This window comes from Clostridium sp. CM042 (genome assembly GCF_055080995.1).
In genome coordinates this window covers 2,852,466-2,864,748 of record NZ_CM143646.1, presented here as the reverse complement: position 1 = coordinate 2,864,748, position 12,283 = coordinate 2,852,466, and the positions used below count along the sequence as shown (strand labels likewise).

At 31.7% G+C, this 12,283-nt stretch carries 15 protein-coding genes and 1 riboswitch; of the genes, 4 read left to right on the top strand and 11 right to left on the bottom strand.

Annotated elements, in window-relative coordinates; genetic code table 11:
• Positions 1 to 392: 392 nt before the first annotated feature.
• The 7 genes from ACWJJ7_RS13760 to ACWJJ7_RS13730 all read right to left on the bottom strand — a co-directional run bounded on the left by ACWJJ7_RS13760 (position 393) and on the right by ACWJJ7_RS13730 (position 6,551).
• Positions 393 to 812 carry an arsenate reductase ArsC gene (locus ACWJJ7_RS13760; RefSeq protein ID WP_462962581.1) on the bottom strand — a complete coding sequence of 140 codons (420 nt, stop codon included), beginning with the start codon at positions 810 to 812 and terminating at the stop codon, positions 393 to 395.
• Between the two features lie 111 nt (positions 813 to 923).
• Complete coding sequence (locus ACWJJ7_RS13755) at positions 924 to 1,166, bottom strand: hypothetical protein (protein WP_462962580.1); 243 nt, start codon at positions 1,164 to 1,166, stop codon at positions 924 to 926.
• Between the two features lie 264 nt (positions 1,167 to 1,430).
• A complete protein-coding gene (locus tag ACWJJ7_RS13750; protein ID WP_462962579.1) occupies positions 1,431 to 2,612 on the bottom strand; it encodes a cation:proton antiporter in 1,182 nt (393 codons plus the stop codon).
• A 64-nt stretch (positions 2,613 to 2,676) separates the two neighbouring features.
• Positions 2,677 to 2,742: riboswitch (Fluoride riboswitch) on the bottom strand.
• An 88-nt stretch (positions 2,743 to 2,830) separates the two neighbouring features.
• Positions 2,831 to 4,573 carry an arsenical pump-driving ATPase gene (arsA, locus tag ACWJJ7_RS13745; RefSeq protein ID WP_462962578.1) on the bottom strand — a complete coding sequence of 581 codons (1,743 nt, stop codon included), beginning with the start codon at positions 4,571 to 4,573 and terminating at the stop codon, positions 2,831 to 2,833.
• A 77-nt stretch (positions 4,574 to 4,650) separates the two neighbouring features.
• Positions 4,651 to 5,046: an arsenite efflux transporter metallochaperone ArsD gene (gene arsD / locus ACWJJ7_RS13740; protein WP_462962577.1), complete on the bottom strand. Its 396-nt coding sequence runs from the start codon at positions 5,044 to 5,046 to the stop codon at positions 4,651 to 4,653.
• Between the two features lie 46 nt (positions 5,047 to 5,092).
• Entirely contained in the window at positions 5,093 to 6,157 is a 1,065-nt protein-coding gene (gene arsB, locus ACWJJ7_RS13735) for an ACR3 family arsenite efflux transporter (protein ID WP_462962576.1), read from the bottom strand.
• A gap of 49 nt (positions 6,158 to 6,206) precedes the next feature.
• Positions 6,207 to 6,551, bottom strand: coding sequence for an ArsR/SmtB family transcription factor (locus ACWJJ7_RS13730; RefSeq protein WP_462962575.1), 345 nt, complete (start codon positions 6,549 to 6,551; stop codon positions 6,207 to 6,209).
• 445 nt (positions 6,552 to 6,996) lie between these two features.
• Here ACWJJ7_RS13730 and ACWJJ7_RS13725 point away from each other — a divergent pair, with 445 nt between their 5' ends.
• Both ACWJJ7_RS13725 and ACWJJ7_RS13720 read left to right on the top strand, forming a co-directional pair.
• On the top strand, positions 6,997 to 7,194 hold the full coding sequence (locus ACWJJ7_RS13725) for a helix-turn-helix transcriptional regulator (RefSeq protein ID WP_462962574.1): 198 nt from the start codon (positions 6,997 to 6,999) through the stop codon (positions 7,192 to 7,194).
• Between the two features lies 1 nt (position 7,195).
• On the top strand, positions 7,196 to 7,633 hold the full coding sequence (locus ACWJJ7_RS13720) for a hypothetical protein (protein ID WP_462962573.1): 438 nt from the start codon (positions 7,196 to 7,198) through the stop codon (positions 7,631 to 7,633).
• Between the two features lie 117 nt (positions 7,634 to 7,750).
• Here ACWJJ7_RS13720 and ACWJJ7_RS13715 read toward each other — a convergent pair whose 3' ends face one another.
• Genes ACWJJ7_RS13715 through ACWJJ7_RS13705 form a run of 3 tightly spaced genes read right to left on the bottom strand, consistent with a single transcriptional unit; the run spans position 7,751 to position 9,435 of the window.
• Positions 7,751 to 7,978 (bottom strand): thioredoxin family protein, encoded by a 228-nt coding sequence (locus ACWJJ7_RS13715; protein ID WP_462962572.1) that lies wholly within the window; start codon positions 7,976 to 7,978, stop codon positions 7,751 to 7,753.
• Positions 7,979 to 8,006: 28 nt separating this feature from the next.
• Positions 8,007 to 9,023, bottom strand: coding sequence for a permease (locus ACWJJ7_RS13710; protein ID WP_462962571.1), 1,017 nt, complete (start codon positions 9,021 to 9,023; stop codon positions 8,007 to 8,009).
• Between the two features lie 52 nt (positions 9,024 to 9,075).
• On the bottom strand, positions 9,076 to 9,435 hold the full coding sequence (locus ACWJJ7_RS13705; RefSeq protein WP_462962570.1) for an ArsR/SmtB family transcription factor: 360 nt from the start codon (positions 9,433 to 9,435) through the stop codon (positions 9,076 to 9,078).
• 274 nt (positions 9,436 to 9,709) lie between these two features.
• Between ACWJJ7_RS13705 and ACWJJ7_RS13700 the strand changes: the two genes are divergently transcribed.
• Complete coding sequence (locus ACWJJ7_RS13700; RefSeq protein ID WP_462962569.1) at positions 9,710 to 10,561, top strand: DMT family transporter; 852 nt, start codon at positions 9,710 to 9,712, stop codon at positions 10,559 to 10,561.
• 170 nt (positions 10,562 to 10,731) lie between these two features.
• On the top strand, positions 10,732 to 11,301 hold the full coding sequence (locus ACWJJ7_RS13695) for a DUF1003 domain-containing protein (protein ID WP_462962568.1): 570 nt from the start codon (positions 10,732 to 10,734) through the stop codon (positions 11,299 to 11,301).
• A 97-nt stretch (positions 11,302 to 11,398) separates the two neighbouring features.
• Here ACWJJ7_RS13695 and ACWJJ7_RS13690 read toward each other — a convergent pair whose 3' ends face one another.
• Positions 11,399 to 11,884 carry a hypothetical protein gene (locus ACWJJ7_RS13690; RefSeq protein WP_462962567.1) on the bottom strand — a complete coding sequence of 162 codons (486 nt, stop codon included), beginning with the start codon at positions 11,882 to 11,884 and terminating at the stop codon, positions 11,399 to 11,401.
• Between the last annotated feature and the right edge of the window lie 399 nt (positions 11,885 to 12,283).

The following is a 12,283-nucleotide window of genomic DNA, read 5'->3' as shown; positions in this document are numbered from 1 at the left end:
TATAAACACCACTCTCTTTACTTAACTATATATTTTATAACACTTTTCTTATCCTACTAAACGCTAAATCATCTCCTGCGGAGCTGAAATATTAACGACTTCAGAAGGAAATTTATACTCCCACTGAAGATTTCTATTTGTTAAGGCATGTAACTCCCACTTATAGAAGTGAGAGACTCCCTTCTGAAATGTCGTTAAAATAATAAAATGTTCGTAATTTCCTAATAAATACATTAACCAATGTTACCTTTATTGTAGTCAAATATAATTATACCATATAACAATTGATTATATCCAATTATTATGCAAAAAAGGCTGAGAACTAATTTCTCAACCTTAAAATATGTTGCTTCACAGACTAATTTACTTCTGAAATGCTGTTAAATTATCACCTACGGTGCTATTAGATCAATTTCGTTATTTTCTATTCTTTTCTTTAAGCTTTTAATCTTTTCTTCGATTATCTTCGCCACTATTATAAATTCTTCATCAGCTTTCCCAGTAGGATCTTCTAGTCCCCAATCTTCTTCATACTTGTGTGCCATAATTGGGCAAGCTACATTACACCCCATTTTTATTACAATATCAACCTCTGGTATATCATCTATTAGTTTTGATGTATGAGTTTCATTCATGTCTACATTGTATAAATTCTTTATTATCCTCACCGCATCTTGGTTGATTTTGGGTTTAGTTTCAGTACCTGCTGAATAAGCTTCAAACACGGATGACCCAAATATCTTTCCGAGCGCTTCTGCCATTTGTGATCTACAAGAATTGTGAACACATATAAATGCTACTTTTGGTTTCATAACATCCTTCTCCTTCTAAAATTTCTATATATAAATATAAGAAAATAACTAGCATAATTACTAGTTATTTTCTTAAGTTATTTTATAACTTTTAGTATTATTCTAAGTTATTTATTTATCTAAAATAATTTGCTTTTTAAATATACCGCCTTGCTTAGTATAGTGCAAAATATATTCTTTTTCATAAACATTATGTATTTCTAAATTAAAAATTCCTTTTGTTACTAGGACTAATTTTATTTTACTAAATTCATCAAGTTCTTCTTTTTCAAGCATAGTGTAGATAATTTTTTGTGAATACATAGCCCATATTTCTAACAGGTTATCTATTGGTGTGTTTACGTCTATATTCATTTACATTCCTCCTCGCATAATATTATTATATATATTATGATTTTTATTCTACACTCTATTATATATAATTGTTCATATATAATCAACTTTCATTGATATATTATATTGTATTTATTATAATATTTTTTTTATAAAGTTAATAATTTTTGTACCCATTTATAATTATTAACCATATTTTAAAAAATAAAACATTTATCATTTAATTTTTATTCTCAAACCTATAAATAAGACCCTTTTAATACAAAAATAATATAAATATGAAATCTAGTCGTCTGGCAACAACCTTTCTCCTGCTACTTTAATACCTATAGCTCCCAGTGGTGCGGTTACAAATATGGACAATACAGCAATTGCCAATATAAGTTCTCCGGATTTAACTCCAGCGGATAGTGGTACTGCCCCCATGGCAGCCTGCACAGTCGCCTTTGGAATATAGGAAATCACACAAAACAGTCTCTCTTTTGCATTTAAATCAGTACCCATTAATGATACTAATACCCCTATACTTCTTGCTACTAGCCCCCATGCAATAATAATTAGCCCTAATACACCTGATGCAAAGGCAACATATATATTGACTTGTGCTCCAACTAATACAAAAAGTAAAATTTCTGCAACTACCCAAACCTTATTAAATTTTAATGACATTCTATTAGCTACTTTAGCGTACTTTTCTAAAAGGATAAAACCAATAGTCATTACTCCTAGAAGACTTGCAATGGGAACTATATTTTTAAAAGCATCTTCAATTCCTGTAAGCATAATTGCTGCAGCAATTATTATTAAAGTTTTCTTAGTATCTCTCATGTGATATTTTTTAAATATTGCTACTAATAAAAGCCCTGCAATAACACCAATTGCTATTCCAATAAAAATAGATATGGGAATATCCAGTATTTTCATTGGAACATTTACATTTTTGCCACCGTATAAACCTAAAAAGGTTGAAAATATAGTTATTGCAAAAACATCATCAATAGAAGCTCCTGCTAGTATTATGGTTGGTATGCCTTTTTTTTCTCCTTTACCTCTGGATATAAAATTAAGCATAGGTGGCACAACTACTGCTGGTGAAACTGCTGCTATAATAAATCCAAGCATCCCAGCCTCAACTTTCGTTATTCCAAGTACATAACTTGCTATAAACGTAATACTAATCCCTTCAAAAATACCAGGTATGCAACTCATTTTTAAGGCAGGAACCCCTACTTTGTTTAAAGTATCCTTTTTAATCCCAAGGCCTGCTCTTAGTAGGATAATAATAAGTGCAATTTTCCTCAAATCCGGTGAAATTCTAAGTATATCCGAACTTATTATATTTGTACCATAAGGTCCTAGTAACACTCCAAGTATTAGCATTCCAAGCAGTCCTGGAAGTTTTAATTTTTCAAATAATTTATTGGACATTAGTCCTAGAATAATTATAATCGCTAAACTCATTGCCATATTACAATCCCTCCCTTTTATTTGATATTTTTTACAAAACAAAAGACTCCTACTTAGCATAAAACACTAAGTAGGAGTCATTAATTGCAAAATCGCAATAGTTAAGGCGAACTCCATCACCTATCTTATAAATATATTATACTCCATAAATGAATTAAATCAATAGTTAGACACGTTAAATGAATTCAAATCCCACCGAAGTTCATGCTATCTAGAATTTATACTAATAACTCATTTAACTTGTTACCTTTAATTTCATCAGGACTCCACGCGATGAGCGCAAACTTACCGTTTGCATGTGCATCAACCTTGTTAATCCATTCAATTTCATTGCTTGCTTTTGCGGCTAACAATTTATTGGTTGTACCTGTTGCATGTAGTGATGAGTTTATAACCCACCATTTTGTCGCAATTTTTCCACGTTTTAAATCTTCTTCAAGACGCATTGCTTCATATACAGGTGTAGCTTCAGCAAGAGTTACAATGATGACTTCAGTTTCATCAGCATTTCGGAGCCGTGGCAATAGTTTTTTCACGGATTCTGGAATATCGCCTTGTGAGCGCTTAATTTCTTGGTTATAGCTTTGTGTTGAATCAAGTAGCAGTAAAGTATGCCCTGTTGGAGCGGTGTCGATGACAACTATCTGATCTTCAGCCTTTTCTACTATTTCTGCAAAGGCTCTAAATACTGCAATCTCCTGTGTGCATGGAGAACGGAGGTCCTCCTCGACATAAGCAATATCGTCATCTGCCATACTTTCTCTTGCCTTGGAAAGCACTTCCTCCTTATATTTTTCAAGTTCAGCCTGCTCATCAATGTGACTCATAGTAATATTGTCACTCTCATTAATAACAAATTTAAGATGAGCCGCAGGGTCAGTTGTTGTAAGGTGTACTTTTTTGCCCTTTGCCGATAATCCCAAAGCAATGACTGCTGCAATTGTAGTTTTACCTACACCGCCCTTGCCCATGGTGAAAATTACTTTTTTATTGCTTTTATACAGGTCTTCAATGATATCTTTTAGCTGTGGAATGGTTTCAGTGTTTATTTTATTATTAATGGTACTATAATTATCTTTGGTAAGAAGTGCCCTCACATTTTCCATACCTGTTATATTGTAAGCTCTGAGGGGTATCATGTAGGTAGTAATCCCCTGAAGTCCCTGTGGCATTTCCGTAAGCGACTTTTGCTGTTTTTGATACAAACTTTTGGATACAGTGTCATCATAAGATCTCATCACACCATTAATTATCATTGTTTGATTATTTACACCAATCTGCGAAAGTTCTCTTGATGCTCTTTCCGCTTCTTTAAGCGGTGTCATTTCGGGCCTAGAGATAAGGATAAGTGTTGTTAATTCTCCATCTGATAATGTTTCTACTGCTTTTTTATAGATTTCTCTTTTACTCTCTAGACCAGAAAGCTGGCCTAAACAGGATGCACCATGTGTGTTTTCACTAATAAAATTGCTCCACGCCGATGGTAATTGAAGCATTCTAAGTGTATGACCAGTAGGCGCAGTATCAAATATAATATGGTCATATTCTTCCTGCAATCTTTCATCGGTTATGAATTTTGAAAATTGATTGAACGCTGCGATTTCAACAGTGCAGGAGCCAGAAAGTTGTTCTTCCATGTTTTTAAGCACTGCATCTGGTAACTTACCACGGTAAGGTGCAATTACGCTCTCTCTATGCTGGGCTGCCGCTTGAATTGGGTCAAGATTAGCAACAACGAGATTTGGAACTTCCTTAATTGGGATACCCTTATTGGTTAGCTTAGTGTTAAAAACGTCCTGCAAATTTGACGCAGGATCAGTGCTTATAAGAAGCACCTTTTTCCCACTATCTGCAAGGGTGACTGCTGTAGCGCAAGCGGTTGAAGTTTTACCTACACCACCTTTACCTGTGTAAAATAAATATTTTGTAAGTTTAATATTTTGTAGATTAAAAATTTCCATGTTTATTTACCTCCAGCTTCATTATTAAGCCACTTTTGTAATTTGGCTTGTATTTGATATACGCTTCAATTACAGTATTAACAACATTTTCCACCAGAACAGCCACAATCCCCTGATTTAGGAGTTACTTTTATTTTAAAAGTCTTTCGCTCTTGACCTAAAAAGCTCATTTCTACGCTTAGGAATTTCACTAATTCTTCATTGGTTGGGTACTTACCTGTTAACACGATTTCATCGTCCAAAACAGTAATCGGCAACCCATCAACGCCTTTTTCATTTATAAAATTATTAACTACTTTGTTATTCACAAACTCTTGTGGTGAACTTGAGAGATTAAACCTATCAACCTCAACTCCATTTTTCTTTAATGCACTAAGGACAGTCGAAATTCTAAGAAGCTCTGGATCAACACCTACACCACAAAGTCCTGTTGAGCAACACATAGCTGGTTCAAATATTTGCATTTTTTTCATTAATAATCTCTCCAATCATTTTTTATTATTTTAATACTCTTAATTATTATTTGTTATGAGCTACTGGTTGTGGAAACCAATGCTTGGTTTTGTTTGCTATTCTTACAAGAATCAACATTACTGGTACTTCAACTAATACTCCTACCACTGTAGCGAGTGCTGCAGGAGAATCCATGCCAAACAGAGAAATGGCAACAGCAACTGAAAGCTCAAAAAAGTTTGATGCCCCAATCATTCCAGCAGGTGCGGCAATATTATGTGTTAGTCTTAACTTTTTACTTGTTAAATAAGCAATAAAGAAAATCAAAAATGTTTGAATAGTTAGTGGTACAGCAATCAGTAAAATGTGCAGTGGATCGTTTATTATAGTTTCGCCTTGGAATGAGAATAACAATACCAACATAAGTAGCAATCCAACGGTAGTTGCATTATCAAACTTGTGGAGGAATGTATTTTCAAAGTACTCTGTGCCCTTTTTCTTCGTTACCGTAATTCTAGTCAAAATGCCCCCCACCAAAGGAATAACAACAAACAAAACAACTGATAAAATGAGTGTATTCCAAGGAACAGTAATGTTACTGACGCCTAAAAGAAATTTCACGATAGGTATAAACGCAACCAGAATGATTAAATCATTCGTCGCTACTTGCACAACAGTATACGCAGGATTACCTCTAGTAAGGTGACTCCACACAAATACCATGGCAGTACAGGGAGCGGCTCCAAGCAGTATGGTTCCTGCAAGATATTGTGTAGCTAGTTCTGGTGTTATAAATGCTTTGAATACTACAAAAAAGAAAAATGAAGATATTGCATACATACTAAATGGTTTTATAAGCCAATTCGTTATCCATGTTACATATAACCCTTTAGGGTTCTTTCCAACATTTTTAACGCTTTGAAAGTCTACCTTCATCATCATAGGATAAATCATTACCCAAATAAGTATAGCAGTGGGGATGGAAACCTTGGCGTACTCAAACTTATTTAAGAATTCCGGAATCCCCGGAATAAACTTGCCAATAAGCACACCTACACTCATGCAAATAGCTACCCAAACAGTCAAGTATTTTTGAAAAAATCCAATCTCTGGTGTTTTAACTTCACTCATAATCAATCGCTCCTTTATTTAGATCATCACCTGTGGTACTGAAATATCGCTAACTTTGTGTTTTACAATCACATAAATTTTCTAGTTTACATTTATCCCGTTTTTCACAATCGCTATTATAACAAGATAATTGTTTGAGTTCTTTTATCAAATAAGCAAATAAGTCTGAGTTTTTCTCTATAAATTTATTATCTATTTTGTAGTATGTCCATTGTGCCTTTTTGTAACTTTCTAATATCCCACACTTTTTAAGTGCTGTTAAATGCCGTGAAACATTTGATTGCGTCATATTTAGACACTCTTCAATTTCACATACACACATTTCACCTTCCATAATAAGTGTAATTATACGAAGTCTGTTTTCTTCCGCTAATGCTTTAAATATATCAACCACTCTTTTCGCCTCCTAATTTATTCTTATATCTTTATATGTTCCTATAATCATATAGTACGTCTCTAAAACCCCATTTGTTACAATGGGTTCTAACCGAATATTATTTTGTTCTTAATTCGTATATGAACATCTACTCATATACTACGTCACATAGCATTTATTGTCAATAGCTTCAATGTAATTATTTAATATTTTTCATTATTAAATCACACCTCAAACTATTTACTGCCCTACCATTCTCACAGTTGTAAATATTTTAAAAGACCTGAATATCGATAAATTATCTTCTGCGAAGCTATTAGACTAATTTAATGACATTTTAGAAGGAACGTCTCCCTCCCCAACTTCAAATGGAAAGCATGCTTGACATAGAGTAACATAAGTAGTAGTATGAATGTAAAGTTAGCTTTCCGTAAAGTAACAAAATTAAGGAGTGAATTAGCCTATGAAAAATAGATTAGAAGAAATTCGAAAGCAAAATGGTATTAAGCAGGAAGACCTCGCAACAGCCTTGGAAGTTTCAAGGCAGACCATTGGATCACTAGAAAATGGGCGATATAACCCATCTATTACATTAGCTTTTAAAATCGCTCGATATTTTAATATGTCAATTGAAGAAATTTTTATTTATGAGGAGGAGTAATATGTTTTGTAAATCAGTTAAAAGTAATAAATTTTGGGCAACTTTAGTTATTGTTGGGGTTATAACTTTTATATTTGGGGTAGTATGTGCTATAAGAATTCCTGATGACTCAAATAATTTTAATATGCTTATGGGGATGTTTACTGGTTTAGGTTGTGCATTTGTAGCGATCGGAACAGTTAAATTAATTCATTATAAAAGAACTTCTATTGTAAAATTAAAGGAAGAAGAAATTGAATTAAAGGATGAAAGAAATATTCAAATTTTAAGAATTGCTTATTCTGTTGCTAGTACTATAGCGAGTGTTCTTTTTGCAATAATGGCTTTTGTATTTGTTTGGCTTGATTATAAAATACCAGCGTTTATTTCTATTGGAGCATTGTATATTCAATTGTCAGCATTTTTTATAGCATATAAGCATTTTAGTAGGAAGATGTAAATTCTAAAATGTAATATATGAAAACAGATAAAAAATTTTTAATTTTAGGGGTCCTTAGCCAACTTTAATGCTATCGGTACCCCTACCAAACCAATTTTTCCTACTTTACTGGGTTAATTATAAATATTTCTTAATCTCGTCATCTGATGGAACTCTTCCCATTATCTTCACTTTTTCATCAACTACTAGAGCAGGAGTTTTCATAACTCCATAAGCCATTATTAATTTAAAGTCAGTAACCTTTTCTATAGTTGCCTCAATGCCTAACTCCTCTACTGCCTTCCTTGTGTTTTCCTCTAGTTTTTTACAATTAGCACATCCCGAACCTAAAACTTTAATTATCATAATAATTCCCCCTTTAGATTTATACTTTTTAAACAAACATAAATGAAAATGCATTGAATAGATATCCAATTATAACTATACCTGTTGCAACTATCGCCACAAATATAACTAATAATTTAGGCTTAACAACTTTACTAAGCATAATTATTGATGGAAGTGAAAGAGCAGTTACTGCCATCATAAATGATAATACTGTACCAATTCCTACACCTTTACCAAATAATGCTTCCGCTATTGGTAATGTGCCGAATATGTCAGCATACATTGGTATGCCTACAGCAGTTGCCAGTAATACTGCAAAAGGATTATTATTTCCAACTACAGTTTCTATTATTGATTGTGGTATCCAATTGTGAATTGCAGCGCCAACGCCAACACCAATTAAAACATATATCCAAACCTTGTAAAATACATCTTTGACCTGCTGCTTTGAATAAGATATCCGTTCGCTTCTTGTCATCTCAATTAATTCTACATCTACATTCTCAATTTCTTTCACATAGCCTTCTACATACTTTTCAAGTCCCAATTTATCAATAATAGTTCCACCTGCTACTGCTAAAATTAGCCCTACAACAACATAGGCTATAGCAATTTTCGCACCAAAGAATGACATTAAAATTAATAGTGATGCTAAATCTACGAGTGGTGAAGATATAAGGAAGGAAAAAGTTATTCCAAGTGGAAGCCCTGCTGCGTTAAATCCTATAAATATTGGAATACTAGAGCAACTACAAAATGGTGTAATGGTTCCAAGTAATGCCCCTAGTATATTTCCCTTAATCCCCTTAATGTTCCCAAGAAGTTTTTTTGTTCTTTCTGGTGGGAAATAACTTTGAATATAGGATATAAGAAAAATCAACACCGACAACAGTATAAATATTTTTATAGTGTCATAAATAAAAAAATGTACGCTACCACCTAATCTTTCTTTAATTGATAATCCAAATATGTTTTCTACAATCCCTTGAATAAGATTTGAGAGCCAAGTCATTTTTAAAATTTCATTGTCTATCCAAGTAAATATTTGTGCTATTAGATTCATAATTTTCACCTACCTTTATTCTAATTTAATCATCTCCTGCAGAGCTGCAGAATTACCTATTAGGGTTGCATTTGCTTTTGAACATTTCAACAAATTTATCACCTTTTTGAAGGCTTTTTAAATCCTCTTGAATCGTAGCATAATTTTCTGAATCTAAGATTATTTTCTCTAGTACCTCTTTAAGAAGCTCGTTATCCTTGTCAATGTAATAGTATATAAATTGTTCTTGTCTTTCATCTTTTACAAATCCCATATCACGAAGTTTACCTAGATGCTTTGAAATTTTAGGCTGCGTTTCTCCTAATATCCCTTGAATTTGGCATACACAGAGTTTTTTATGATATAGCAATACTAAAATTCTAAGTCTTGTTTCATCAGATAGCACTTTAAATAAATTAATTAATTTTTCCATACGTTTCCCATCCTTTAAGCTCATCTTCTTCGAAGCTGTTCATTATCTTCTTCGAAGCTACAATAACTTCATGCCTATATACCCACATGTGCATATAAGTATAGTATGCCTAAATACATTAATTGTCAACTGCATCTCATTGTTTTTTTAAAATAAAAAGACTATGTTTAATAATGTTATTGAAATTTCATGCTATAATTTGATTTGTAATAAGTTACCTTTGTTTTATTTTATGAAATTCAGAGGTCTTACATATTGAATTGGAAGTGATTATATGAATGTAAAAAATAAAAGTTTAATAGAAATACATTTAGCAGTTTTCTTATTCGGATTATCAGGATTATTTGGAAAATTGCTCTCATTGTCTCCAATAATAATTGTCCTTGGGAGGGTTTTCTTTTCAAGTATTTTTTTATTAATTATGTTGCTTTATCTTAAGAAAGACATGAAACCAAAACAGCAAAAGCATTATTTCTATTTTGCTATAACAGGAGTAATTTTAGCAATCCACTGGAGTACTTTTTTTAAATCTATTCAGGTATCTACAGTAGCAATAGGATTACTAACATTTACTACGTTCCCTGTTTTCGTTACTTTTCTCGAGCCATACTTTTTCAAAGAAAAAATTAAGTTATCTGACATTATAATTGCAATTGTTACATTCTTAGGGGTAGTGCTTATAATCCCAGGGTTTGACCCTTCTAATAATTTAACCCAGGGAGTTTTATGGGGAGTAGTATCTGGTTTTACTTATGCGATTGTTTCAATGCTTAATAGAAAATATGTAAAGAAATATTCAAGCTTCGTAATTGCTTTTTACGAACAATTTGTAGCTACAATTGTATTAACTCCTTTTTTCATCTTGAAAAAACCTGTTTTTGGGCTTAAAGATATTTTTTTACTGATTCTATTAGGTATAGTTTTCACTGGAATTTCTCATTCATTATTCATAAATGGTTTGAAAAATATTAAAACACAAACAGCAGGAATCATTTCCAGCCTCGAGCCAGTTTACGGTATAATATTTGCCGCTTTTTTATTAAAAGAAATACCAACATTAAGAGAAATCCTAGGAGGAATCGTTATTTTAAGTGCTGTTTTTTACTCAACTATTAAATCCAAATAGTTCATTTTATATTTAATGTAATATATCTAAAAGACATGATATTTACATAAAATACCTATGTGGAAAATGTGAATTATAGTATAATTATGTACATCTAGCAATGAAACAAAACAAATTTTAATATGAATTAACTATATATACACTTTAAAGTTATATGAGGGGGTATTCCTATGTCAAACAGAAATGATGCTTTAGATACAGAAAGAATTGTAAATGAAATATTAGAGCAAGGAGAGATTTTTAACGATATTGAAGAAGAGTTATTGCATGACCTAATAGGAAATAAGATATCCAAAGATACTACGATTACTCATAAACAAACTCTTACTTTTGGAAATAAGATGGCTGATAAAATAGCCGCATCAGTAGGCAGCTGGAGTTTTATAATTGCAGCATTAGCAATTATAGCAATATGGATAGTATTAAATATACTCTTAAAGAACTCATTTGATCCCTTTCCATTTATACTTCTTAATCTAGTACTATCGTGTACTGCCGCTATACAAGCACCTGTAATAATGATGAGTCAAAATAGACAGGAAGATAAAGATAGAATAAAATCAAAAAATGATTATAAAATAAATCTTAAATCAGAATTAATTATTCAAGATATGCATAAAAAAATGGATTTATTAATTGAAGATCAAAAAATGTTAGTTAAGAATCAATCTATAATGCTTGAATATATTGAAAGTTTACAAAAACAAAATAACTTACTTAATGTAACTCCAACAAAATAAGGTCCTAAAATTAGGACCTTATTACTTTAAATTGCTGATACAAGTTTAGTTACAGCGTTTGCTTTAAATCTATTGGATTCATATTTTGAGCTATATTTTAATTTTTAAAATCTTCATCAGCTCTATTTTTTATAATTTTTTCGAGTTTGTCTGCACGTTCATTGTAATTATTACCAATTGTGTTTTCAACATAAGAAGGGAATAGTTTTTTCATGCTTTTGGGATAGCCAATTCCATCCTCTGGATATTTATGATTGGTAATTTCAATTCCATTCTTACCATTCTTGATATATAGAACTACAGGAATTGATGTTCCATTTTCTTGGATTAGCTTATCTCCCTCTTTAAAATAACCTTGTTTTAATAACCAAATATATATTTTATCTTTATCTTTTCCCAAAACAGTAAATGCACTGTACATTTTTCCTTCTCTTGCTTCATCAATATCATTTGTTTTTTCATCGAGATATTTTAAAATTGTTTTTTCATCTGTTTTAGTAATCTCTAAAGAATTAGAGGGGTTACATACTAAAAAGATAATTATAATTAACACTAGAAAAATAAATATACTTCTTTTCTTCATTCTATTCCCCCATGATGGATTTCATTTGCACAAGCAAGCAAAATACAATTTATACTAAATAACAGCTCACACTATATGCTGCATTATAACATTAACTTCAAGTATAAGAGATATAATTATCTCTCATAATACGTTGCAGATTATTATAATTATATACTAAGATTTCACACTGAATACTTATACATTACAACTACCAAGTCAAAACGTCATATAGAACAACCCCCAAATTAACTAAATTTGAGGGTTGTTTTTATGTTTTATATTAGGAATCCACAAACGTTGCTACGGCATTTTTAATTCAGCATCATTTGAAATACTATTAAATCATCTCCTGCGGAGCTGCAATATTAACGACTTCAGAAGGAGATTTATACTCCCACTGAAGTTTTCTATTTGTTA